The organism is Vibrio pomeroyi (genome assembly GCF_024347595.1).
Classification (GTDB): domain Bacteria; phylum Pseudomonadota; class Gammaproteobacteria; order Enterobacterales; family Vibrionaceae; genus Vibrio; species Vibrio pomeroyi.
In genome coordinates this window covers 512,775-538,508 of record NZ_AP025506.1, presented here as the reverse complement: position 1 = coordinate 538,508, position 25,734 = coordinate 512,775, and the positions used below count along the sequence as shown (strand labels likewise).

Genomic DNA, 25,734 nt, shown 5'->3' with positions numbered 1-25,734 from the left:
GAAATAAGAAACGAGTTCTAATGAGGTTTGAGCGCCAGTTCAATATCGCAGTAGCTTTGACTTGGCTCACTACCAAACTCATCATACGCGTTGTGCAAGCGAAGGTAGGCCTTTTCAAAGCCGAGCCGGAGTAACTCCTCTTTCACTTGATCCAAGGATCCAAAGTGAAGCGGCTCGCCGTCTTGCTTTACTGGTTCTAGCTTGTGTTTGTACTCCACCGCCAATAGATACTCTGAGATATCAGAACAACCAATAACGTACACTTTAGGTGTCTGATAAGAGTCTTTGTGCTCTCCATGTAACCACATGTCTAATTGATGCTTTTGCATAGCCGGCCTCCCTTGCTCTCTAAAGCTTAGTAGAACTCTATTTCTTTACTAGGGCGTGTTGATTTTTCTCGATTAAAAAACCAAAAAAGAGAAGCAAGAGCTTCTCTTTTTTGGCCAGTTCTAGTTCAAAAGCTCACACTTTTGACGCCATAACTATCCCTGTGACTTATCTAAGGGGTTGAAAGGTGCTATCAACCCCGCAGATTACGTCGGTATTCGCGCACTTAAGACACGACGAAGGTGACGTAGTCGACGTTCAATAGTAACGACTTCAGGTTCAGAAAAACCAATAGGTCGACCATCTACTTCAAGACCAATATCTCTTAATAAGTGAGTATTGTTCCATGGTAGATCATATGAACTGCGACGAACTTTTCGTTGCCATTCACGCTCTTCACGACGAAGGTCTGCACGGATAAGGACTGTGGCTAATTTTAAATATACTGAGTGACGCATAATAACTCTCCAGTTGTTGAATAAACTGAGGAAAAATAGCGTGTTAGATAGTATGAGGGCTTCTCATTTAGCTGCTATTTTTCCGCAGCCAAATAAGGATACGGATCTATTAGTTAGGTTTATCTTGGGTGTTTCGATCGGCCATGGCTGATGTTTGTGACATAACAGTCACCATGTCAGAACACGGATCAAACGAAGCGCAAATATGCTGTATAAAATCGAAATGTTTCATTTGCGCCTCCAAGCTAACTAAAAAATCCAAAAAGAAATGGGTAGTAAAAGCAGACAAGTCTTTGTTAAATCGCTGCTTTCACGGTTAAAGTCTAACCAAGTGAGTATATTATTCAACCGATAATTGGTTAACATTTTCAAAACAATGCATTCACCTGAAATATCAGTTGCATATTCATTTATATATAAGATATTCACTATGATTATATAAAATCACAGCATATCTCTCTTAGTGACTGAGAGTTCATCTCTCGATTGTTCGAGCATAAACGCAGCGATTAGCAACAAAAATGTATGGTCCGCCCCGTTATTGCAACTACAATTAAGTAATAACGGAGTTGGTTTGCGCTAATGTATTCGGAGTCCTTGTTGGGAGCACTAGCTTCCCAGCTCCACGATGATATCCGCGCCAGATTATCCTTAAAAAGCCTAAAGCATTGATTGCTATTTTTTGTGTCAGGTTCTTAATCTGGCCGATTGACCGTTTTTGTCATCACGTTCATTGGCGTTGCAAACTTGGTTATAGCTAAACAGCCTTAAAAGCTTGGCGGTGGTATAACACCGCCCAAGCTATCCTCACTAGCTTGTTGGCTAATGCGACTACCACTACATTAAATGGTTTGGTGGCTCGTAGGTTCACAAGCCACTCTCCAAACACTTTCCCTGTCGTCTCTAGCCTAGAGAGTACAGCCCTTGCTCCATGGACAAACAGAGTTCTGAGGTGTTTATTCCCTCGTTTACTCATACCAAGTAGCTTGGTCTTTCCTCCTGTTGAAAATTGCCTTGGCACAAGCCCCAACCAAGCCGCCATCTCACGGCCATTGGTAAAGTTACTCGGAGAGCTTACATCGGCAATACACAATGTGGAGGTAAGATCGCCAATTCCAGGGATAGTTTTTAATAATTGAGCACTTTCATTGTTATTAACAATAGTTTGAAGCTTGTTATCTTGAGTTTTGATTTGTTCATTAAGGTACTTGTAATGTTCGTGGATAGATATCAATTCACATAGCAAGCTTTTTGGTAATGAGACTGTTTGTTCTGCTAACCATTGAAACAGAGACTTCATCTTTGCATGTCCTTTGGGAAAGCTAAGGCCGAACTCAAGTAAGATCGCCCCGATCCGCGACATAGTGGCAGTTCTCTCCTTGATATAACTATCTCTGACTCGATGAATCGCTGCGATGACTTGAGCCTCTTCACTTTTTACAGCTACAAACCTCATAGTCGGTCGACCCGCAGCCTCTGCGATCGCTGATGCATCAATGAAATCGTTTTTATTGCCTTTGACATAAGGCTTAACATACTGAGGAGGAATAAGTCGGGGTTGATGACCAAGTTCACCACACTTTCGAGCAAGCCAATGAGCACCGCCACAGGCTTCGAAAGCAATAGTTGTTGGTTCTATTTTACTAAGAAAGATTAAAAGTTGGTTGCGATTAAATTTACGACGAAGCACTTCCACTCCACAACGGTTATGTGCGATAGCATGGAAGCAATGTTTACCTAGGTCGATACCTAAAATATGAATAGAAGACATATGGTTCACCTCATTCTGAGAGCCTACTCTAAGCTTAAGGGCTTGAGAGTGAGGCGGACCATATAATTAAGCCACGCATGATGCGTGGCTCTTAAATTTACACTAACAGATTGAATGACTTAGAAGAGAGCTCTACACAACACCCTCAGAAATAAGGCTGTGTTTATTTAGCAAACGGTACATGGTTGCTCGTGATACGCCAAGCTCCTTGGCCGCCAACGAAACCTGTCCACCATAAGACTCCAATACAATCAGCAATGCATCGCGCTCTGAACGCTCACGAATGCTTTTCAAGCTACGGCGTTCATCATTCTGTTTTGGTAAATCAAGTTGGTGATCTTCGATGATCACCGCATCCGACATCAGAACAACACGCTTAATCTGGTTCATCAACTCACGGACGTTGCCTGGCCAGTGGTAACGATTCATCGAACGAATAGCGTCGTCTGAAAAGCTCTTAGCCTGAGCATTAAACTCTTTCGAGTATTCACGAAGGAAATGATTCGCCAATACCGAAATATCACTCACACGCTCTTTCAGGCTCGGAACATGAATACGCAGAACATTGATGTAGTGGTAAAGCTCTTCATTAAAGTCACCTTCAATCAGTGCTTTTTCGATATCAGAAGAGTTCGCAGCAAGAATACGCACATCGACAGATTTTGGTCCGTTCGCTGTTTCAATTTTTCCTTCCTGCAAAAAGCGCAGCAGGTTCAGTTGTTGATTGCGTGGCATCGCCAACACATCATTGAGTAAGATGGTTCCGCCATCGGCCTCTTCCAGCATACATGGCGCTGTCGCTTGTTGTGTTGATGCTGAGATACCAAACACTTCAGCTTCTATTCTCATTTCAGACAAGGCGCGGCAATTCACCGTCAGAAATGGTTTCTGTGCTCGCGAAGAGTTTTGATGAATCGAGCGTGCAATCGTCTCTTTGCCTGCCCCACTCTCTCCGTAAATTAAGATACTGACGTCAGTCGGCCCAATACGCTTCACTTGGTCTCTCAAGCGCTTCACAGCCACAGAGTCGCCCAGTAGGCCCATATTGTTGTTAATGCCATAATTTGGCCATACTTTCTGCTCAAGCTTAAGCATACCCAACTGGTGACCAATGGTACTCAATAGCTGAGCATCCGGGATTGGCGCCGTGAAAAAGTCGATACAGAAGTTAACGATAAACTGGCAGATCGTATCAGAGCTTAATTGCGATTCACGAATGAAGGCGAGCCATCTCACCTGTTTGTTATTGCTCACAAGGTTAGCAATACCGTTGAGGCTGAACTCATCATGGCTAAGATCGACAATGCCAATGCATGGGCCAATGTCAGCAATCAAGGCATCGGCTTTTCGTAAATCTGCACATTGGGTGCATTGCCAACCCACTTGTTCTAATACAGATAACCAGGGTTCGTACGCACCACCAACGACGATAAGAGAACCTGGTAAGGAATCCATCTTAAATTGAGTTCCCATCCTTCTTCCTTATTCTATTTTTATTTAAATCAGGCTAATACGAGTCACTGCTTCATCGTTCGACAAAATGCCACGAGATCGTATTCAGCGCAGAGACGTATAGTAGTGAGACTATCTTAGATTTTTTGTCTCAATAGTAAGACTATGTCAGAAATAATGATTTTTCGAATCAAGAGTGCGGTACAGGTTAGGTTTTGGAGGACAAAAACAGAAAAAGCCACCCGAAGGCGGCTTTTTAATTTTATGGGCTGCTACGACCCTTAAGCGAAAATTACGCTTGTGGACGCATTGCCGGGAACAAGATCACGTCACGGATTGTGTGCGTGTTTGTAAATAGCATAGCTAGACGGTCGATACCGATACCTTGACCCGCTGTTGGCGGTAGGCCGTGTTCTAGTGCAGTAATGTAGTCTGCATCGTAGTACATCGCTTCGTCATCACCCGCGTCTTTCGCGTTAACTTGCGCTTTAAAACGCTCGTCTTGGTCTTGAGCATCGTTAAGCTCAGAGAAGCCATTCGCTACTTCACGGCCACCGATGAAGAATTCAAAACGGTCTGTGAAGAACGGGTTGTCATCGCTACGACGAGCTAGAGGAGAGATGTCCGCTGGGTAGCCAGTGATGAACGTTGGTTGAATTAGCTGAGGCTCAGCCGTTTCACCAAAGATCTCTTCAAGAAGCTGACCACATGTCCAGAACGTTTCTACGTCTACGTGTACAGATTTAGCGATAGCTACCATCTTCTCACGGTCTTGTAGGTCTGCTTCTGTTAGCGCTTGAATCTCAGCGTGCTCAGGGTTGTAGTGTTTGATTGCATCGAACATGCTCATACGAGCGTAAGTGCCACCGAACTCAACGGTTTCGTCACCGTAAGGCATAGAAGTTGAACCAAGAACGTCCATTGCTGCCGTGCTTAGCATCTCTTCAGTCAGATCCATAAGGTCTTTGTAGTCAGAGTACGCTTGGTAGAATTCCATCATTGTGAATTCTGGGTTGTGACGTGGAGACAGACCTTCGTTACGGAAGTTACGGTTGATCTCGAATACACGGTCAAAACCACCCACAACTAGACGCTTAAGGTAAAGCTCAGGTGCAACACGTAGGTACATGTCGATGTCTAGTGCATTGTGGTGAGTGATGAATGGACGTGCAGTCGCACCACCAGGGATCACGTGCATCATTGGCGTTTCAACTTCTAGGTAACCTTTAGCGCTCATGAAGTTACGGATTGAAGATACAAGCTTAGAACGCACGATGAATGCATTGCGAGAATCTTCGTTCACGATTAGGTCAACGTAACGCTGACGGTAACGCATCTCTTGGTCAGTTAGACCGTGGAACTTCTCTGGTAGAGGGCGAAGTGCTTTAGTCAGCAGTTCAAACTCTTCCATGTTCACGTAAAGGTCGCCTTTACCTGATTTGTGAAGCGCACCTTTAACACCGATGATGTCACCGATATCTAGGCCTTGGTACTTCTCTTTCAGTACTTTTTGTACGTCTTTCGCTGCGTATGTTTGGATACGACCAGAAGTTTCTTGAATCGCAAGGAATGGACCACGCTTCGCCATAACACGACCAGCGATCGCAACGATGTGGTTAAGCTCTTCTAGCTCTTCCTTAGTCTTCTCACCGAATTCCGCTTGAAGATCGCCAGCTAGATGCTCACGACGGAAATCATTTGGGTGACCATTTGCTTTGCAGTTTTGGCGGATGTGATCCAGCTTGCTACGACGCTCAGCAATTAATTTGTTTTCTTCTTGTACGTTTTCGTTTTGAACAGCATCAGTCATTAGAGATGTACCCTGCTTTTATAATTTGGACCGCTATATCTTTGCAAATATAGGCATTTTTACAAATATACTTGGTTAGCTTACAGACCTGATTTCAGGCTAGCTTCAATAAATTTGTCTAAGTCACCGTCAAGAACCGCTTGAGTATTACGGTTTTCGATGCCGGTGCGTAAATCTTTGATACGAGAATCATCCAGTACGTAAGAGCGGATCTGACTGCCCCAACCGATGTCTGATTTCGTTTCTTCGCTCGCCTGTTTTTCAGCATTTTGTTTTTGAATCTCAAGTTCAAAAAGCTTAGCACGTAGCTGCTTCATCGCTTGATCTTTGTTCTTATGCTGCGAACGGTCATTCTGACATTGAACCACGGTGTTGGTTGGAACGTGAGTAATACGTACCGCCGATTCAGTGGTGTTTACGTGCTGACCACCAGCGCCAGAGGCACGGTATACGTCGATACGTAAGTCAGAAGGATTAATGTCGATCGTAATGTTGTCATCAATCTCTGGATAGATAAACGCAGATGCAAACGAAGTATGACGACGACCACTTGAGTCAAATGGCGACTTACGAACTAGACGGTGAACACCTGTCTCTGTGCGTAACCAACCGTAAGCGTACTCACCAGAAATACGTACCGTTGCGCCTTTAAGGCCTGCAACATCACCATCAGACACTTCAATAACTTCAGTTTTGAAGCCTTTCGAATCTGCCCAACGTAAGTACATACGCAACATCATTGAAGTCCAGTCTTGAGCTTCTGTACCGCCCGAGCCTGACTGCAGATCGATGTAGCAATCTGATGCATCGTGATCACCAGAGAACATACGACGGAATTCCAGCTTCTCTAGTTTAGCTTCTAGCTCAGCCAGCTCTGGTTCAATTTCGTCAAACGTTTCTTGATCTTCTTCTTCAACCGCAAGCTCTAATAGGCCATCAACATCCTCAACACCTTGGTCAAGTTGGTCGATCGTTTCTACTACCGCTTCCAATGCAGAACGTTCTTTACCTAGCGCTTGAGCACGCTCAGGTTCGTTCCATACATCCGGTTGTTCTAATTCTGCGTTTACTTCTTCTAGACGCTCTTGCTTAGCGTCATAGTCAAAGATACCCCCTCAGGATATTTGTGCGCTCAGACACATCCTGCAGACGGTTTTTTATAGGATTGATTTCAAACATTTTAGCTCATCATTTATGAGTAGAATTTAACCGGAGAATTGTACTCAAAAGTGTGACGGAGATACAGAAATTTTTGGGGTTCGAAACAAGATTCAATCACTTAGAAGAATATAATTTTGAACACTGGGGAAATCATGCCATTCAGGCAATCACTGGAAGGAAAACAAGCCCTGCATTATGTACAGAGCTTGTTGAATTTAGCGCTAAATGTTTAACATTATTCAGCCAAAAATCGGCTATTTAGCTTCGATATGATCAATCATCAACTGCAGCGATTGGTTGCCACGAAACTCGTTAATATCGAGCTTAAACGCAAGGTGAACTGTTTTCACTGACGCATCAGGCCAGCGACGCAAATCCACGTTAAAAGCAATACCATCAATCATCACATTAGTTGGGTGACCTTTGTATAACGGCTCAAGCATCAGTTTAAGGTGCTTTTCACCCACCAACTTTTGGTGCAGCACTTTAAATTCACCGTCGAAGATTGGCTCAGGGAAAGCTTGTCCCCACGGGCCTCCAGCACGCAACGTTTCAGCGGTGTGCATCGAAAACTCTTCAGGCAGCAACTCACCGTCAGACAAGATAATGCCTTTCAGTGCCGTTTCTCCCAGTTCTTTTTTCACCACGTCATTGAACAGTTTGCTAAAGCGTTCAAAGTCTTTTTCCATGATGCTTAAACCCGCTGCCATCGCATGGCCGCCGAACTTAAGAATCAAGCCTGGGTTTTGAGTATCAATGCGATCTAATGCGTCACGCATGTGTAAACCCGGAATCGAACGGCACGAACCTTTGATCGTCCCTTCACCGCCGTCAGCAAATGCAATCACTGGACGGTGGTATTTGTCTTTGATACGCGAAGCCAAGATACCAATTACACCTTGGTGCCAATCACGTTGGAATAAAGCCAAACCAGAAGGCAGGTCGTCTTTACCAAACTCAAGGCGTTCACAAAAAGCCATCGCTTCTTGCTTCATGCCCTCTTCGATCTCTTTACGAGTCTGGTTCAAACCATCCAACTCACTCGCCATACGACGCGCTGCGTGGATGTTGTTGCTCATCAGTAGTTCAACACCAAACGACATGTCATCCAATCGACCAGCGGCGTTAATACGAGGACCCAGTGCAAAACCAAAATCAGAAGCAACTAAACGCTTAGCGTCTCGCTTGGCAATTTCAATCAAGGCTTGAATACCCGGACGAGCTTTACCCGCACGAATACGTTGCAACCCTTGATGTACCAAGATGCGGTTGTTCTCATCGAGTGGCACCACATCGGCTACGGTGCCCAATGCCACAAGGTCAATCAGCTCCATCAACTTGGGCTCGGTCATGCCGCGTTCTGCAAACCAATTCAGTTTACGCATGTGAACGCACAGCGCCATCATCAGGTAGAACGCAACTCCTACACCGGCTAAGGCTTTTGAAGGAAAAGCGCAGCTTTCAAGGTTCGGGTTCACCATCGCATCAACCATCGGCAGTTCATTGCCCGGTAAGTGATGGTCGGTAACCAGAACTTCTAGCCCTTTCTCTTTGGCGAAACGCACACCTTCAATCGAAGATACCCCGTTATCAACCGTCATTATCACTTCAGCGCCAAGCTCGATTGCCTGTTCGACAACCTCAGGGCTCAAGCCATAACCATCTTCAAAACGGTTTGGGACCAGATAATCGACGTTAGAGCTGCCCAACATACGCAGAGCAAGCACTGATAACGCTGAACTGGTCGCGCCATCGGCATCAAAGTCACCGACAATGATGATGCGTTTTTGCTGCTGAATCGCGTTGAACAACAATTCAACCGCAGCATCGATACCGCCCAGTTTCTGATAAGAGTGCAAGCCTTTCGCAGCAGTCTCAAGTTGGTCAGCACTGTCGATACCACGACTCACATAGATGCGCTTTAACAAGTCAGGTAAATGAGCAGGTAAAACTGAAATGTCGACCTCAGGACGGCGTTGGATCTCTATCATATAAAAATGGGCCCGATATAAATCAGGCCACTCCTTAAATCAAAAACATGGGGGATAAATTGGCAATAAGAAAACGAGATTATTGCTCTAAACGTTGAAGCAGTTGTGCTGGCGGTAAGTAACCACTCACCAACTCACCACTTTCTAATACGATAGCTGGCGTACCATTGATACCAAGCTCACGGCCTAGTTGGTATTGTTTTGCGATGATCTGTTTCTGCTCAGCAAGGTCTTTACCTGATGCTGGCATCTGACGTTCCACCTTCGCATTGTGCATTGCTGCTTTTGGATCTTCAGAAGCCCAAATCGCTGCCATTTGGTCTGCAACTTGACCCGTAGCACCTTGGCGCGGGTAAGCCATGTAACGAACGGTAATTCCTAAGTCGTTGTAGCCTTGCATTTGGCTGTGCAAACGAACACAGTAACCACACGTAATATCCGTAAACACAGTCACCACGTGCTTTTCGTTATCCGCTTTATATTCGATAACCGTATCTGACAGTGCTGCTACTTTTTCAGCATTAAGCGGCGCTTGTCGCTCAGCCAATACATCACTGAATTTGCCATTCTCATCCAAAGAGTAAAGTGTGCCCGCTAGAAAGTGATCACCTTTTGGAGAAGAGAAGATAATGCCGCTGTTGGTTTGAATCTCTAACAGACCATCGATATCTGAAGGAACGATCTTATCAACTTTGATACCGATTTTCTCAAAACGCTTAGTTAACGCTGCTGTATCAATCGCTTGAGCTGGAGCAACTTCTGCGGCTGTTGATGTTTGTTCTACTTTAGCTTCTGATGCGTTACATGCAGTAATCATCAGAGGAAGCGCTAATAGAGGAAGACGGCGTAATACGCTCATTAAGTTCACCTTAAAAATAAATGGATTTAAGCACGAGGGTGATGCTGCGCGTGAATTTGCTTCAGCCTTTCAGTCGCCACGTGAGTATAAATTTGGGTTGTCGATAAGTCACTATGCCCAAGCAACATCTGTACGACCCTGAGATCTGCGCCATAGTTCAGTAAATGCGTAGCAAAAGCATGTCTTAATACGTGCGGTGACAACAATTCAGTATCGATACCTGCGATAACCGAGTAATGCTTAATACGGTACCAGAACGTCTGACGGGTCATTTGCTTGGCGCGCTTACTTGGAAAAACCACGTCTGAACTGTTTTCACCAAGCAACTGCGGACGACCTTGTTCAATAAAAGTCTCGATCCAATCCACGGCATTTTCGCCCATTGGCACCAAGCGCTCTTTTCCGCCCTTACCAATAACACGCACCACGCCTTGTCTTAGGCTTATGTTTTCCATCGTCAAACTAACCAGTTCAGTCACACGTAAGCCGGTTGCATAGAGTAACTCAAGCATGGCTTTATCGCGAAGCTCGATAGGATCGTTCGGATCTGGCGCATCGAGTAAGGCGTCCACTTGTTCTTCGCTCAAATCTTTTGGTAAGCGCTGTGGCAACTTAGGACTGATCAATAAAGCGCTTGGGTCGTCCGCTCGGATTTTCTCACGGTGCAAATATTGAAACAGGCGACGAATTGCCGACAACATGCGAGCACGAGAAGTCTGCTTAAAATCAGCGTCGGCTAACCAGCCTTGATAATCTTGTAGCCCTGAAAGGCTAATGAAATCGAGGCGGTAATTGTGCTGTTCCATCCAGGTAAGTAGCTTGGACAAATCGGTACGATACGAGACAAGCGTATTCTCAGATAACCCTCGCTCCATCCACATAGCATCTAAAAACTGTTCAACTAGACCGTGGTCTGCGCTCTGCCCTTGAGGCGACTGCATAGTGTTACTCACAATATTGGAAACTGTTTTGAGAGTATGCCAGAGCAAATATGAATGCCATAAAAATTACGACTTGAGCGGATAATCGCTGCAATCGAAGTCGATTTATGGTTAGAATTCGCCATCTGAAATTAAAATCGAACGTTTGCTATGAAAATTGGATTATTTTACGGCTCAACCACCTGCTACACAGAAATGGCAGCAGAAAAGATTCGCGGCATTATTGGTGAAGACCTAGTTGATATCCATAACGTGAAAGAAACCCCTCTCTCATTGATGGCAGACTACGACCTTTTGTTATTGGGCATCTCAACATGGGACTTCGGTGAAATCCAAGAAGATTGGAATGAACTGTGGGACGACATCGCGACAACGCCAGTTAAAGGCAAGGTTGTGGCACTGTTTGGTTTGGGTGACCAAGAAGGTTACGGCGAATGGTTCTTAGATGCGATGGGTCTATTGCATGACGAACTGAAAACCGCTGGTGCAGAGTTTGTTGGCTTCTGGCCAAACGATGACAGCTACGAGTTCGAAGCGTCTAAAGCTCTCACCGAAGACCAATCACAATTCGTTGGTTTGGCGCTTGATGAAGATTCACAATACGAACTCAGCGACGATCGTATCGCAAGCTGGGTAGAACAAGTTCTGGTTGAGTACAGCGAAAAGCTATAAGCGCATATTCGCTCTCGAAGAGCTGTTCGTATAGAAACACACAGAATACAAAAAGGCCTCATTACTGCGAAGTAATGAGGCCTTTTCTATGTCTAGTGACTATTTAATCTCAACGGAAAGATTAAACCGTCTCTTCTGCCATCTCTTGCTCTGTTGATTTACCAACAAAGAACATACAGATGATTGCTGCAGTTGTTGGTAGTAACCAACCCATGCCGATCTCAAACAGTGGCAGCATCTTCAGTGCAGATACATCCACACCCGCTACTTTAGCGCCATCAATTAGAGCAAACAGTAGAGACACTAATACCACCACGCGGTAAGCCGCTTTTGGATTAGGGAAGCGGCTACGCAAGAACGTAAGTGCTACTAGAGCGATAGCGACTGGGTAAAGTGCAAACAGTACTGGTACAGACAGGGAAATCAGCTGAGAAAGACCAACGTTCGCTACGGTTGCACAAGCGACACCGTTAATGATTACCCAAGTCTTGTAAGACAGAGGCGTTAGCGAGCTGAAGTAATCAGAACATGCTGATACAAGGCCAATCGCTGTGGTTAGACACGCCAATAGTACGATCACAGAAAGCACTAGTTGACCAGAAGGACCAAACAAAGATTGAACGTATAGGCTTAAGATAGCACCGCCATTGTCCGCACCCGCTGCTACTGTTGCACTTGTTGCGCCTAGGAAGAACAGAGAGATGTAAACAAACGCTAGACCAGCAGCTGCAATACAACCTGCGCTGATCAGATACTTAGTCGTCGCTGCGCGGTCTGTAATGCCCTTACTGCGGATCGCGTCAACAATCAGCATACCAAACATCAGAGAAGCAAAAGTATCCATGGTGTTGTAGCCTTCAAGGAAACCTTTGGTCAGTGGTTGAGTGATGTACTCACCGTGAGCCGCAAGGACGTCGCCTTGAGGGTTAACGAATACAGCAATCGCCAGTACAACTAAGCCAACGAATAGTGCAGGTGTCAGTACCTTGCCGATTACATCGATAAGCTTACCTTGCGACCATGAGAAGAACATCGCTACTACAAAAAAGGCAATCGAAAAAAGAGTGAGGTGAGCTTGAGAGGCATCGATGAAGAACGGTTTCACCGCCATCTCATAAGCAACAAGACCGGTACGTGGTGCAGCAAATGCAGGACCGATAATGATGAAGATCAGCACAGCCATGATGGTTGCTGCTTGCTTAGGAAGATCTTTGGTTAGATGACCCCAAGAGCCACCAGCGACAGCAACGGCTACGATTGTGATTAACGGCAGACCAACGGCAGTCAGCAGAAAACCAGACATAGCTGGAAGAAAGTGGTCACCAGCCAATTGGCCAGCTAGAGGTGGGAAGATGATGTTACCCGCACCCAAGAAAAACGCAAAAAGCATAAAGCCCAATGCCATTATATCTGTTAGTTTTAGACTCTGTTTCACAGATAATCCTTAATTATATTTATGAATTTATGTTGTGCTTACATGAATGTTACAGCTCAAGGCTGCCAATCAATCTATAAAATAGTCGCGCATAATGACGAAACACTTAGCTAGCTGCAAGTCACCATAAAAAAACACCATATAAATTTGCATATATGAACAAAAAGCAGTGGATTCCACTGGATATGTAAAAATAGCCATAATTATAAACTAACCATAATTCACAACAATAAATCACCAAGCAGAACATTGATTCATACAAGTGGTTAACATTAGAGCTAATCACTTAAAATATCTCGATACTCAGAACATTAATGAAAGACAAAACAGTAGAAACCAAAAGCTTCAATTTTAAGCAATTCTCTATTTACGGTGGACAGAGCGGTATGCCTGTCAGCACCGATGGCGTGCTACTTGGTGCGTGGATGAGCCTTGCGCCGAAATCATCGGTACTCGATATAGGAACAGGGACAGGGTTGTTAGCTTTGATGACAACACAGCGCTTTGAAGATGCCGCTATCTCAGCGATCGATATTGATCAGCACGCCATTGACGCAGCGACCATCAATATTGAGCAGTCACCTTGGCAAGATCGTGTCTCGCTTCATCACGGCAGCGTTTTAACAGCAAGCTTTCCACAGAAGTTTGATGCGATCATCTGTAACCCGCCCTACTTCAACTCAGGCGAACAAGCACAGCAAAGCCAAAGAGCCACAGCCAGACACACAGACAGCTTGGATCACCTTGATCTTGCGAAGCGCTGCTTCGAGATAACAACCGACTCTGCGACGGCCAGCTTCATACTGCCAACGCCAGAGGGAGAAGCTTTCATCAAGCTTGCTCAGCAGTGTGGTTGGTACCTAGCAAAGCGCCTTGATGTAAAAACAACAGACAAGAAACCCGCGAGCCGAGTCCTGTTTGAGTTATCTAAAGATCCTGCTTGTGAGCAAGATTTGCAGCGTGAATCGCTTACGATTCATCATCAAGGTGGTTATAGCGCAGCATTTATTGCACTTACTAAAGATTTTTATCTCAAGATGTAGCAAATACCATGTGATCCTAATCACTAATGCTTCTATAATGTCCGACTACTCTTTTTTATCGTCTGCTTTTTGAGGCAGAAACATTTATTGCTTGTGGAGAAACAACAGTGATCAGAACCTTTGCAGAACTCGATCTAAACCAAGAGCTGCTTAAAGCAATTGACGAAATGGGCTATGAACGTCCAACACAGATACAAGCTGAAGCAATCCCACAAGCGTTAGATGGAAGAGACGTTTTGGCTTCTGCGCCAACAGGTACTGGTAAAACAGCATCATTCGTACTGCCAGCACTGCAGTACCTACAGGATTTCCCACGCAAGAAAGCGGGCCCTGCTCGTATGCTTATCCTGACGCCAACTCGTGAACTAGCAATGCAGATCACTGACCAAGCTCGTGAGCTTGCGAAATACACTGCGCTAAACATCTTCACCATCACAGGTGGTGTGATGTACCAAGAGCACGCAGATATCCTTGGCACAACGCAAGACATCGTAGTGGCGACGCCTGGTCGTCTGATGGAATACATTGAAGCTGAGCGCTTTGACTGTCGTGCTATCGAATGGCTGATCCTAGACGAAGCAGACCGTATGCTAGACATGGGCTTTGGTCCTGTTGTTGACCGTCTGTCTGCTGAGTGTCGCTGGCGTAAGCAAACTTTACTTTTCTCAGCAACGCTAGAAGGTAAAGGTGTTGAAGGCTTCACTGAAGATCTACTGAAAAACCCAGCGGAGATCGATGCGAAATCATCACTTCGTGAGCGTAAGAAGATCACTCAGTGGTACCACCGTGCAGACACAGCAGAGCATAAGCTAAACATCCTAAAGCACATCATCACAGAACAAGCTGAGCGCAGCATCGTGTTCTTGAAGACTCGCGATCGTCTAGGTGATCTTCGTGCTCAACTAGAAAGCGCACAAATCCCATGTGCATGGATCCAAGGTGAAATGCCTCAAGATCGTCGTAACAACGCGATTGCTCGTTTTCGCGACGGTTCAGTAAACGTATTGCTAGCGACTGACGTTGCGGCTCGTGGTATCGACCTTCCAGACGTAAGCCACGTAATCAACTACGACATGCCACGTACTGCTGACGTATATCTCCACCGTATTGGCCGTACGGCTCGTGCTGGTAAGAAAGGTAACGCGGTTTCTATCATTGAAGCGCACGATCAACTGATGATTGAGCGTGTGGCTCGTTACACAGACGAACCAATCAAAGAACGCTTCATCGAAGGCATGCGCCCAACGCACAAGAAAGCGGCCGTGACTAAGAAGAAGAAGCCGAAGAAAGAAGATAAGAAAGCGGTAGCGAAACAGAAAATCGCTAAGAAGAAGAAAATCGCTAAGAAAAAGAAAGCGGTTAAAAACAAGTAATCTAACGCTTTCAACGATTCAATAAAAAGCCCCATGCAGTTCGCTGCATGGGGCTTTTTCTATCTGGGTGGTATCACGCTATAGAGCGTGACGACCTTTAATCAATAGCGTCTAGTTTTGCTCTTCGCGCTTGAAGACCAACTCTTTCGCGTTCGACTCTTCTTCAACGAAGTAGTAACCCGCCGTATCGAACTTGGTCAGCGCTTCGACTGAGTCCACTTTGTTTTCGATAATGTAGCGAGCCATCATGCCACGCGCTTTCTTCGCGTAGAAACTGATGACCTTATATTGACCATTCTTACAGTCTTTAAATACCGGTGTAATCACTTGGCCATCCAAGTTCTTTGGCTTCACTGCTTTAAAGTATTCGTTCGACGCTAGGTTGATCAACACATTGTCGCCTTGAGCGTTCAACGCTTCATTCAGCTTGTCTGTGATGATGTTGCCCCAGAACTGGTACAAGTTAGTACCACGAGCATTCGCTAAGCGTGTGCCCATCTCTAGGCGGTAAGGCTGCATCAAATCTAACGGCTTAAGCAAACCATACAATCCAGAAAGCATGCGTAGGTGATTTTGTGCGTAGTCAAAATCTTCATCCGATAGCGTCTCAGCGTCTAAGCCTGTGTACACATCGCCTTTGAAGGCTAGGATGGCTTGGCGTGCGTTGTCTTGGGTAAAGGTCTCGCTCCACTGCTCAAAGCGCGCTACGTTCAACCCTGCGATCTTATCGCTGACTTTCATCAATGCAGAGACATCTGCAGGTGTCAGTTTACGGCACTCTTCAATAAGCTCAGCAGAGTGTTCAACAAACTCAGGCTGGCTAAAGCGTTCAGTCGCTAATGGTGATTCGTAATCAAGTGTTTTGGCTGGAGAAACGACAACTAACATAACTTTACCCTAATCGGTTATCTAACTGGATGCTGCTAGAGTATAGAAAAAACATCAACTTGTCTTTATGACTCTTCCTATTACTTTGATAGGGAGAATGAGCTTTAATAGACAGAATGAGATAAATAACAGGCAAAAAAAAAGGCTAAGGTCGAAACCTTAGCCTTTCTAATCGTTTTAGGATGAGCGGTTTATCGCTCCAACAAGATTACTTCTTGTTGTTGTCCCAAATACCGTCTTCCAGTTGAGACTTAAGCTCAGGGAAGTCATTCGAATCGAATGTCGGTACTTTACCCGCGTCTAGTTGGCGGTTGTAGTCTTTCGCTAGCTTAATCACGATGCCTGATAGCAGGATAATCGCCACCAAGTTAACAATCGCCATTAGACCCATCGATACGTCAGCCAGAGCCCATACCGTTGGTAGTGTCGCTAGAGAACCGAACATAACCATACCCAGTACAACAATACGGAACAGCACTAGGCCTTTCTTGTTGTTGTGCTCTAGGAAGATAAGGTTCGTTTCAGCGTACGAGTAGTTTGCAATAATTGAAGTGAAAGCGAAGAAGAAAATCGCTACCGCCACAAAGATGCCACCCCATTCGCCAACTTGTGCTGTTAGTGCACGTTGCGTTAGTTCGATACCTGTTACTTCACCGTGTGGTACATACTCACCAGACATCAGGATGATTGCTACTGTTGCAGAACAGATAACAATAGTGTCCATGAATACACCTAGCATTTGCACGTAACCTTGCGATGCTGGGTGCGGTGGGTAAGGCGTAGCAGAAGCTGCTGCGTTTGGCGCAGAACCCATACCCGCTTCGTTCGAGAACAAACCACGTTTGATGCCGTTAATCATCGCTTGTGCGATAGCGTAACCTAGGCCACCCGCTGCTGCTTCTTGCAGACCGAATGCACTCTTGAAGATAAGAGCTAGTACTTCAGGCACTTTCTCAATGTTCGCGAACATCACGTACATAGCGATCGCTAGGTAAGCCAATGCCATGATTGGAACGATGATTTCTGCAGTACGTGCAATCTTACGGATACCACCGAAGATAACGAATGCAGAGATAATTACGATACCAACACCAACGTAGCTACGCTCAAGGTCAAATGCTGTGTTCATTGCGCTTGCAATCGCGTTTGCTTGAACCGCGTTGAATACAAGACCGAATGCAATGATTAGGAAGATAGAGAATAGAACCCCCATCCAACGCATGCCTAGGCCTTTCTCCATGTAGTATGCAGGGCCGCCGCGGTAGTTACCGTCGTTATCACGCGTTTTGTATAGCTGTGCCAGTGTACTTTCAGCAAACGATGTTGCCATACCTAGCATTGCGATTAGCCACATCCAGAAGATAGCACCAGGGCCACCAGCGGTTAGTGCTACAGCAACACCTGCCATGTTACCCGTACCTACACGAGCAGCGAGACTAGTACAAAGAGCTTGGAAAGAAGAGATACCAGCACTGTCTGCTTTACGGCTGTTTCTTAGAACAGAGAACATGTGGCCGAAATGGCGGAATTGAATGAAGCCTAGTCGTACGGTGAAGTAGATACCCACACCAACCAGTAAGTAAACTAAGATAGATCCCCAAAGGAGATCGTTCATCAAATTGATTAAGTCTGTCACGTGAACCTCGTAATTGAGTTTAAGCACCGATCATGCTTCCTAGCCTTCCTCTAGATCACCTATGCCAGTGTCAATAGTTGTGTCGGCATTAGTTTTATATTTATTTGCTGCGATCTAGATTGTAAATGTCGCTTCATGCATCCATTTTACGTATCAGTGTATTTTTTGACGGGCGGATAATGCAGCGAGACGGCTTAAAAATCAATATGCAAATACACTTATATTAAAATGACATTTCACTAATAACACACCTTTTGTTAACACATTTTTCAACAATACAGCCCAATAAAAGTCACATTATCGGGACATAATATCAACAACAACCATCGCCTCACCGCAACAAGAACACCATCCCATAAAAATGACGTCAGCCTAGGTTTTACAAGGTATAGTGAAGATCTGCGTTTTTTTCTAGAGCAATAAGATTGCTATCTCGCACACAGCAATACGCACTTAAATGCATTGTGGCTAAAGTGCTATTCCTTTCGCACAATGAATTAACATTCAATAACCCCTAATTTAATCGTTTACTTCGGTTTGTTTGCTTGTTTTTTATACATAAAAATTCCCTCAATGTGTGAGCATGCATAAAAAAACAGAACAAAAGCTTCATAGATTTGAAACAAATGAGAAACAAATCAAGGTTATGGTGAACCTAAATATGATATTTAATGGTTCGTAAGAACTAGTCCCACGGAAGGAGATATGGCTTATGGATAGCTTTCAATTCGATGAAGTATCAGAACTAGAAATGCCTCGTGCAACTCAAAAAACACGCTCTAAACCACTCAAGCGTAAGTGGCGTGAAATCGAAGCAATCAACGATCGTAGGCAGCTTGAGAAAGAGCTAAGAGAGATGAACCTCGGTCTTGATTTTAGCCTTGACGATATAAAGCTTTAATCAGCACGATAAGAAATCAGATAGTAAAAGGCACCTATAAAGGTGCCTTTTTTATTGTCTAGACTCTCTCAACCGTTCAAAGCGCTGTATTAGGACCTAATCATCTAATATAGAGGGAGTCTCAAAGTCTCGCCTCTTATATAGAAGGCACTTCGAAATGGGAGTGACTCACTCTTAATATTATCTAAACGCACTCTTGCTCATTTTGTCGAACGCGCGCTGCGAGCTGGCGATATTGGTCAGCAATCGTGTCCCCAAAAACAGGGTCGTCTTCTGGTTGAAGCCACTGTGACTCGACCTCTTGCCAATCCTTAACCGTGAATGCATCAACAATCATTGGCAACACGTGCTTCTCTTCATATTCCATGTGCTTGCGCTGAGCTTTCACAAAGCTTTCAAGTTGGTCAATGAACACCTGTTGCGGCACCACAGCATCTTGGAGAATCATATCAACCACACCTAAGAAGTCGGCCGTTTTCTCAGATAGCAACTGATGCTCGAGTTCCAAGTCCTCAATCGCTTGGTCACTGCCATATTGCTTAAGGTAGTAGCGATAAATGACGTCTTCTTTAGGGTGATGAACTTTGTCTGAGTGGTTCATCAAGTAATGAACTACCTCGGCGATCAGGCTATAGTTTATTTCTCGCTCCTGCTTGAGGAACTCTAACTTATTGTTGAGTATCGCGAGTAAACGAGCCATATAGCCATGCTCTCGTCTTATCCTTTCAATCATCATAGTATTGCACTCCATTACACCTACTATTTATAAGTGTATACGAAGATGCTGATTTATGATTTGACCCTGCTCAGAAAACCACCAACCTATACTTCTGTTGGTAAGTGCCAGTCGATAGGTCGTTGATCCATAGAAGAAAGCAGCTCATTGGTTGTTGAAAAGTGCTGACAACCAAAGAAACCGCGACGAGCTGACAATGGTGAGGGATGAGGCGCAGCCAACACATGGTGCTTGCCTATATCAATCGCTTGGCCTTTCTTCTGGGCATGTGCTCCCCACAACAAGAAGATGATCGGTTCCAAGCGCTGGTTTAGTTCTGCAATAATGGCATCGGTAAACGTTTCCCAGCCACATTTAGCGTGTGAGTGTGCTTTTGCCTCTTCGACTGTAAGCACGGTGTTCAACATCAACACCCCTTGCGATGCCCAAGCATCAAGATAACCGTGGTTAGGGATCTCAAAGCCCTCTATATCTTGTGCGAGTTCTTTATACATGTTGCGTAGAGAAGGCGGGATTTTTACACCGGGCAGCACAGAGAATGCCAAACCGTGCGCTTGATTGGCGCCGTGGTAGGGATCTTGCCCTAGGATAACCACTCGCACTGATTCGAAAGGCGTCATATCGAAGGCACTGAACACCTGCTCTTGTGGCGGGTAGATGGTTTTCCCACTATTACGCTGCTGTTCTACGAAAGCAAGAACACTCTGGAAGTACTCTTTCTCACGTTCATCATTAATAATGGATTCCCAAGTCTTTGGTGTGCTCATCGTTTTACTTCCCAATCATCAAGGTTTCTAGGTTTCGCCAGACAAAAAAATAGCTGTATCGGCTAACTGTCCTAAATAAGGCTTTAGGGCGTGTTGACCTTTCGTAGTTAAATTTTGTTCGAGATAAAAGCGTTTTAATCGCGGCGAGGGAGAAGTAGCCTAGTCATTCTAAGCAAATCTCCCTCAACAAAGAGTAAAACGCTTTTAGCCGAACCCTCCGGGCAGCGTTTGCTGGTCATTTCTACTGCGTTAGCGGCTTCTCATGTAGGCTAGCTACACGTCAAAGCCTCTTCCTTGTATAAATACCCAGCAACTCGCTGCAAAAATCAGCTCGAAAGATCAACACGCCCTATTTATACCTCATACAGCTATCAATAAACATGATGTGTAGGGTTCACTTGTTGATGAATCATAGTAATCAGTTCAAGTTGTGTTGATCTCGATTAACCACTTTTCTGCTGTGTGCGATGGTGACCGTGGCTATGCACGTGACGGTTTGGGGTTGGTAAACGGCGAGCAGCAGAAACAGTTGAAGTTTGGGCTTTTGAATACATAAAGGCACCTCCTCTAAGACATCGTGAAATACATATTCACTTTAAGACTATGAAAGAAAGGTGCCAATTTTTACAAATAGAAGAAAGTTATTTTTCCCCTCTATTATTACGCCTCTTCAGTTGCGACCGTTGCTGAGCGATGAAACATTCTAAGTTGTTGAATTTCCTCTTTCCAAATCGTCGAATCAATCGTTTCTAAGATAAGAGGGATTCCGTTGAAGCGAGAATCTGAGGCGATATACTCAAAACAATCCCAGCCAATTTCGCCTTTTCCTAAAGAATGGTGTCTATCAACTCGACTCGCGAACTCAGCTTTTGAATCATTGATGTGCATTGCTCTTAGATAGTGCATGCCCACGATGCGGTCGAACTCTGCAAAAGTATGCTCACACGCTTCTTTTGTTCGTAGGTCATAACCCGCAGTAAAGGTATGGCAGGTATCTAAACACACGCCAACACGCGACTTATCTTCTACTTGGTCAATGATCTCTGCTAAGTGCTCAAACTTCCAACCCAAGTTAGTACCTTGGCCTGACGTATTCTCGATCACCGCAATCACATCTGGAACCGCTTGATGAGCGAGGTTGATCGACTCAGCGATCTTAGCCAAGCACTCCGCCTCAGAGCTCTTCTTAAGGTGACTGCCAGGGTGAAAATTCAAAAGCGTTAAGCCAAGTTGGTTACAACGCTCCATCTCATCAATGAAAGCTGCGCGTGATTTCTCTAGCTTCTCTTCTTCTGGTGCACCTAGGTTAATCAAGTAGGAATCATGAGGAAGAATGTGCTCGGCAGCAAAGCCCAACATTTTGCAGTTGGCTTTAAATGCACTAATGGTTTTAGCTTCTAGTGGTTTTGCTGCCCACTGTCTCTGGTTTTTAGTAAACAGTGCGAACGCATTAGCGCCGATCTCACGCGCACGCATGGGTGCCTGATCAACACCGCCCGCAGCCGACACATGAGCACCGATAAACTTAATATTTGTTTCAGGTTTTGAGGATGAAATTTTGTTTGTCATTAAATCACTTTACACTTTCAGAATGCATCATAAATAAAGGGTCATATCGGTTGTAGTTCAATTAAAACACAACAAATGTAGTAAAATTACACCAAATAAGACTGTTAAATATTTTTTATACTTTAAAATATTTTGTAATTACTTTGTTTTCAAAGGTTTTATTGATTTACCTCAATATAATCACCTTTGTAAAAATATGGTTTTTGGTTGTTTTTTGACTTAAATCAATGTTAACCTTACAAACATTAGGTATATATTACCCAGCTCAATAAAAATCGAAAGTTAACACCATAATCAAACCACGTTCAGTGGACTAGGAGATAGTTATGATCCAAGGTATTCAAATTACTAAAGCAGCAAACGATGACCTACTAAACTCAATCTGGCTACTAGATAGCGAGAAGAATGAAGCTCGTTGTGTTGTTGCTACTGCAGGTTTCGAAGCTGACCAAGTTATCTCAGCTGCAGACCTAGGCGAGTACGAAAGCCGTGAAGTTGCAATCGAAGCAGCACCACGCATCGAAGGTGGTCAACACCTAAACGTTAACGTTCTTAAGCGTGAAACGCTAGAAGATGCAGTTGCTCACCCAGAGAACTACCCTCAGCTAACAATCCGTGTATCGGGTTACGCTGTACGTTTCAACTCTCTAACAACTGAACAGCAACGTGACGTTATCGCACGTACGTTCACTGAGTCTCTATAATCTCAGTAAACTAGAGTGTTAAAGATTTAAAAAGCTTGGTCAGAAATGGCCAAGCTTTTTTCGTTTTAGTATTACCCATTTTTATAGCTAACTGTCTCAGCGTAGGTTCGGATCACTCTTGATTAAGCCATCACGCTCACCCAATTGCTCTGATTATGGAGCGTTTCGTTGAGAAGGATCTTTGGTAAAGGCTTTCGCTAACGCAGTTGGATCCACATTGTCTCTTTGCAACGATGCACCTTGTGCCCACCACATTAATTGATGGAACGTTCGGTTCATGTACTCATCCCATTGTGCCTGTTCTGATTCTTGAGCAACACAGCCCTCTTCATCAAACACTTCTTGTGCTTTAGGCAGATGAATCATCGCAGAAACGGGTAAACAACCTAACTCTGATAAGAAAGCTCTCATCGAAACGGAGGCTCTTGCCCCGCCCCACTGACCGGCAGAATAAGTCACAATCGCGCTCGGTTTATATGAGAATAACGAGCTACCAAAATGGTTGAGAATATTAGCCAGCGCAGGGCTCATCGAATGATTGTATTCCGGGCTGACCATCACGTAGCCATCGGATTTTGCGATCTTGTCCGCTAACTCCGCAAGATGTGCCGGTACTTTCGAACGATGATAAGAAAACTCAGGCTTAAACACGTCACCAAAATCGTAATTCAATGGGTCGATGATCTCGACGGTATGCTCAGAGTGCTTATCCGCCAGTAACTTTGCACACGCTTTGCTGACTCTCATCCCTAATCGGGCTGGTCTTGGTGGTGTACTCTCACGTACAGAACCTAGAAAAATCAAAAAATTCATACTATCCCTTTCTATTTTACTTTGGTCAGTTCACTGCCGAGCTTGAGCTAACCTCAAGCTTAAGAAAATACTTCATTAGAGCTTACTGGTTAAAAGCCATCAGGCAATAAAAAAGGTGAATGATTGCTCATTCACCTTTCTCTTAACCATCTAAGTTTCTCACATAACGTTTGTGAAAAACTACGCTGGTTGAACTCGACGAAGTACCGCTTTTAGCGCTTCAAAATCGTTATCTAGATCTTCAGACAACAACTCCATCGCCGCATGTTTTGCTAACGGGCCAGGCAGTTCAATGTCAGAACCTAGGATGTCATCAACCACTTCTTTGAACTTCGCTGGGTGCGCTGTGCATAGGAACAAGCCAGTTTCGTTCTCTTGCAGTTGCTCTTCCAATAGACGGTAAGCAATCGCACCATGTGGTTCACATAAGTAACCTTGTGCTTTTAGGTCACGTACTGATTCAGCGCTCTGCTCGTCAGATACTTTACCCTTGCCTAGTGTATCTAAGCCCCAACCTTTCAGTTGGCAAAGCTCTTCAATACGAGGCCAGTTGTTCGGTTGGCTTACGTCCATCGCGTTCGATGTTGTCGCAACGGTCGGTTTTGGATCCCATTGACCTGTTTCTAGGTAACGAGGAACCGTGTCATTTTCGTTGGTTGCAGCAATGAAACGCTTCACTGGTAGGCCAAGCGCTTTCGCTAATAGGCCAGCTGTTAGGTTTCCAAAGTTACCACTTGGTACAGAAATAACGAGGTTTTCACGTTGCTCTTTGGTTAGCTGAGAAGCCGCTTCAAAGTAGTAACAGATCTGAGCCATTAGACGACTGATGTTGATAGAGTTTGCCGAGTTAAGGCCAATCTCTTTACGCAGTTCAGCGTCATCAAATGAGTCTTTAACCAGTGCCTGACACGCATCAAAGTCGCCATCAATCGCCACAGTGTGGATGTTCTTGCCCAGCGTACAGAACAGCTTCTCTTGCAGAGGACTGATCTTGCCTTTCGGGTAAAGGATCACAACGTTGATGTCTTCCATACCGTAGAAAGCATGCGCAACCGCCGCACCAGTATCACCTGATGTTGCAGTTAAGATAGTGATTTGACCACCATCTGAAACTGCTGCTAAAGATTGAGCCATAAAGCGGCCACCGAAATCTTTAAATGCCAGTGTTGGACCATGGAAAAGCTCAAGTGCGTAAACACCGTCTTTTACTTGGTTGATTGGCGCAGGGAATTGGAACGCTGCGTCCACCATCTGGTCAATTTGCTCTTTCGACAGTTCATCACCGATAAGCGCCGACAAAATCTTTGAGCTACGAGGGACAAAATCCTCTGCTAGCAGCGCATCGATATCATCAAACTTTGGCAGTTCTGATGGGAAAAATAGACCTTGATTACGACCTAAGCCTTGACGAACGGCTTGGCCAAAAGAGACTTGTTCATCATTTTCTTTGATGTTGTACAGTTTCATAACTCACTTCCTGTAACGATCGAACCTTGCTTATCTAGGCGACAAACGTGAACGAATCCTTCTTCATTTTGTACGTAATTTTGTTCTAACCAGCGTGCAACACGCTCGGCGACATCTTGTTCTTTGCAAATGCTAAATAGGGTTGGGCCACTACCAGAAATACCAGTAGCCAATGCACCGGCCGACAGCGCATATTTACGAGCGTCAGCAAACCCTGGAAGCAGTTTCTCACGATATGGTTCAGCGATCACGTCTTTGATCATCTTCGCCGCCAGTTCAGGTTGACCTGAGTGACACGCGTGGATAAAGCCCGCTAAGTGGCGACCATGAGCAATGATATCCTGACGACGGTATTGAGATGGTAGGATCTCTCTTGCTTCTGCCGTTGAAACCTTAATGCCCGGATAAGCCATCACCCAGTACCAATCATCAAAACACGGCACTTCTTGGCTAATGATGCCTAGTTCTTCAAGCATTAATTGCACACCACCAAGGTAACATGGCGCAACGTTATCGTAGTGAATACCGCCTGAAATCTTACCTTCCATTTCGCCCATCAGAGCAAGCAGTTCAGTTTCATTCAGTGGCTGACCGTGAAAACGGTTTAGCGCATCAAGCGCTGCTACGATTGAACATGCACTTGAACCTAAACCAGAACCAATAGGCATGTTCTTTTCGAGTGTCATTTCTAAAGGCTTTAGCGCAACGCCTTTTTTATCAAGCTCTCTAGAGAACACCACCCAGCAGTCGTAGACGATGTTTTCTTTGGCTTCAGTCGGCAGCTTAGAGACAAAGCTGCCTGCTGTTTTAAGTGAGAATGGTTCATCACCTGCTTTAACCATAACTCGGTCACCCAGCAGTGTGCCATCCACTGGAGACACAGCGGCCCCCAGCACATCAAACCCTACACTGACATTACCGATTGATGCAGGAGCATAAACGACAACATCCATATCACTT

General features: G+C 44.9%; 23 protein-coding genes. 5 read left to right on the top strand and 18 right to left on the bottom strand.

All coding sequences use genetic code 11. The features are described 5' to 3' along the window. Positions 1-17 precede the first annotated feature (17 nt). The 9 genes from OCV12_RS02370 to xerD all read right to left on the bottom strand — a co-directional run bounded on the left by OCV12_RS02370 (position 18) and on the right by xerD (position 10,770). Positions 18-329, bottom strand: a complete 312-nt coding sequence (locus OCV12_RS02370; RefSeq protein ID WP_176681991.1) for a DUF6482 family protein — start codon at positions 327-329, stop codon at positions 18-20. A gap of 204 nt (positions 330-533) precedes the next feature. Next, positions 534-785: a DUF1127 domain-containing protein gene (locus OCV12_RS02365; RefSeq protein WP_261885263.1), complete on the bottom strand. Its 252-nt coding sequence runs from the start codon at positions 783-785 to the stop codon at positions 534-536. Positions 786-1,542: 757 nt separating this feature from the next. Next, entirely contained in the window at positions 1,543-2,556 is a 1,014-nt protein-coding gene (locus OCV12_RS02360; protein WP_261885262.1) for an IS110 family RNA-guided transposase, read from the bottom strand. Positions 2,557-2,688: 132 nt separating this feature from the next. Next, a complete protein-coding gene (vpsR, locus tag OCV12_RS02355; RefSeq protein WP_261885261.1) occupies positions 2,689-4,029 on the bottom strand; it encodes a cyclic-di-GMP-binding transcriptional regulator VpsR in 1,341 nt (446 codons plus the stop codon). 271 nt (positions 4,030-4,300) lie between these two features. After that, a complete protein-coding gene (lysS, locus tag OCV12_RS02350) occupies positions 4,301-5,818 on the bottom strand; it encodes a lysine--tRNA ligase (RefSeq protein ID WP_261885260.1) in 1,518 nt (505 codons plus the stop codon). Between the two features lie 80 nt (positions 5,819-5,898). Further along, positions 5,899-6,997, bottom strand: a protein-coding gene (prfB, locus tag OCV12_RS02345; protein ID WP_102300662.1) for a peptide chain release factor 2 whose coding sequence is annotated in 2 segments (ribosomal slippage) — positions 5,899-6,921 and positions 6,923-6,997 — 1,098 coding nt in all. Because the reading frame shifts where the segments join, the coding sequence is not laid out codon by codon here. 236 nt (positions 6,998-7,233) lie between these two features. Then, positions 7,234-8,970 carry a single-stranded-DNA-specific exonuclease RecJ gene (gene recJ, locus OCV12_RS02340; RefSeq protein WP_261885259.1) on the bottom strand — a complete coding sequence of 579 codons (1,737 nt, stop codon included), beginning with the start codon at positions 8,968-8,970 and terminating at the stop codon, positions 7,234-7,236. Positions 8,971-9,049: 79 nt separating this feature from the next. Continuing rightward, complete coding sequence (locus OCV12_RS02335) at positions 9,050-9,829, bottom strand: thioredoxin fold domain-containing protein (RefSeq protein WP_239830924.1); 780 nt, start codon at positions 9,827-9,829, stop codon at positions 9,050-9,052. A gap of 26 nt (positions 9,830-9,855) precedes the next feature. Beyond that, positions 9,856-10,770 carry a site-specific tyrosine recombinase XerD gene (gene xerD, locus OCV12_RS02330; RefSeq protein WP_086712433.1) on the bottom strand — a complete coding sequence of 305 codons (915 nt, stop codon included), beginning with the start codon at positions 10,768-10,770 and terminating at the stop codon, positions 9,856-9,858. A gap of 150 nt (positions 10,771-10,920) precedes the next feature. Here xerD and fldB point away from each other — a divergent pair, with 150 nt between their 5' ends. Next, the gene (fldB, locus tag OCV12_RS02325; protein WP_017630223.1) at positions 10,921-11,442 is read left to right on the top strand and encodes a flavodoxin FldB; all 522 of its coding nucleotides are present in this window, start codon (positions 10,921-10,923) and stop codon (positions 11,440-11,442) included. Between the two features lie 121 nt (positions 11,443-11,563). Here fldB and brnQ read toward each other — a convergent pair whose 3' ends face one another. Beyond that, positions 11,564-12,877: a branched-chain amino acid transport system II carrier protein gene (gene brnQ / locus OCV12_RS02320; protein ID WP_017630224.1), complete on the bottom strand. Its 1,314-nt coding sequence runs from the start codon at positions 12,875-12,877 to the stop codon at positions 11,564-11,566. Positions 12,878-13,191: 314 nt separating this feature from the next. On the opposite strand from brnQ, the gene OCV12_RS02315 reads away from it, so the two are divergent. Beyond that, positions 13,192-13,920: a tRNA1(Val) (adenine(37)-N6)-methyltransferase gene (locus OCV12_RS02315; RefSeq protein WP_261885258.1), complete on the top strand. Its 729-nt coding sequence runs from the start codon at positions 13,192-13,194 to the stop codon at positions 13,918-13,920. A gap of 107 nt (positions 13,921-14,027) precedes the next feature. Then, entirely contained in the window at positions 14,028-15,293 is a 1,266-nt protein-coding gene (gene srmB / locus OCV12_RS02310) for an ATP-dependent RNA helicase SrmB (protein ID WP_017630226.1), read from the top strand. Positions 15,294-15,404: 111 nt separating this feature from the next. Here srmB and yaaA read toward each other — a convergent pair whose 3' ends face one another. Both yaaA and OCV12_RS02300 read right to left on the bottom strand, forming a co-directional pair. Then, the gene (gene yaaA / locus OCV12_RS02305; RefSeq protein ID WP_123924403.1) at positions 15,405-16,181 is read right to left on the bottom strand and encodes a peroxide stress protein YaaA; all 777 of its coding nucleotides are present in this window, start codon (positions 16,179-16,181) and stop codon (positions 15,405-15,407) included. A gap of 208 nt (positions 16,182-16,389) precedes the next feature. Further along, positions 16,390-17,817 (bottom strand): alanine/glycine:cation symporter family protein, encoded by a 1,428-nt coding sequence (locus OCV12_RS02300; protein ID WP_032545312.1) that lies wholly within the window; start codon positions 17,815-17,817, stop codon positions 16,390-16,392. A gap of 712 nt (positions 17,818-18,529) precedes the next feature. Here OCV12_RS02300 and OCV12_RS02295 point away from each other — a divergent pair. Then, complete coding sequence (locus tag OCV12_RS02295; RefSeq protein WP_008224353.1) at positions 18,530-18,718, top strand: DUF3545 family protein; 189 nt, start codon at positions 18,530-18,532, stop codon at positions 18,716-18,718. Positions 18,719-18,902: 184 nt separating this feature from the next. Here OCV12_RS02295 and OCV12_RS02290 read toward each other — a convergent pair whose 3' ends face one another. From OCV12_RS02290 to nfo, 3 genes are all read right to left on the bottom strand, one after another. Next, on the bottom strand, positions 18,903-19,454 hold the full coding sequence (locus OCV12_RS02290; RefSeq protein WP_026084176.1) for a hemerythrin domain-containing protein: 552 nt from the start codon (positions 19,452-19,454) through the stop codon (positions 18,903-18,905). Positions 19,455-19,540: 86 nt separating this feature from the next. Then, positions 19,541-20,221, bottom strand: coding sequence for a uracil-DNA glycosylase (gene ung, locus OCV12_RS02285; protein ID WP_261885257.1), 681 nt, complete (start codon positions 20,219-20,221; stop codon positions 19,541-19,543). A gap of 660 nt (positions 20,222-20,881) precedes the next feature. After that, entirely contained in the window at positions 20,882-21,790 is a 909-nt protein-coding gene (gene nfo, locus OCV12_RS02280) for a deoxyribonuclease IV (RefSeq protein ID WP_261885256.1), read from the bottom strand. A 326-nt stretch (positions 21,791-22,116) separates the two neighbouring features. Here nfo and grcA point away from each other — a divergent pair, with 326 nt between their 5' ends. Further along, the gene (gene grcA / locus OCV12_RS02275) at positions 22,117-22,494 is read left to right on the top strand and encodes an autonomous glycyl radical cofactor GrcA (RefSeq protein ID WP_017059315.1); all 378 of its coding nucleotides are present in this window, start codon (positions 22,117-22,119) and stop codon (positions 22,492-22,494) included. 153 nt (positions 22,495-22,647) lie between these two features. On the opposite strand, the gene OCV12_RS02270 is transcribed toward grcA, so the two are convergent. From OCV12_RS02270 to thrB, 3 genes are all read right to left on the bottom strand, one after another. Further along, positions 22,648-23,307, bottom strand: coding sequence for an NADPH-dependent FMN reductase (locus tag OCV12_RS02270; RefSeq protein WP_261885255.1), 660 nt, complete (start codon positions 23,305-23,307; stop codon positions 22,648-22,650). 180 nt (positions 23,308-23,487) lie between these two features. Further along, positions 23,488-24,774, bottom strand: a complete 1,287-nt coding sequence (gene thrC, locus OCV12_RS02265; RefSeq protein ID WP_017630232.1) for a threonine synthase — start codon at positions 24,772-24,774, stop codon at positions 23,488-23,490. Continuing rightward, the gene (gene thrB / locus OCV12_RS02260) at positions 24,771-25,727 is read right to left on the bottom strand and encodes a homoserine kinase (protein ID WP_048615050.1); all 957 of its coding nucleotides are present in this window, start codon (positions 25,725-25,727) and stop codon (positions 24,771-24,773) included. The genes thrC and thrB overlap by 4 nt, the downstream gene beginning before the upstream one ends. Between the last annotated feature and the right edge of the window lie 7 nt (positions 25,728-25,734).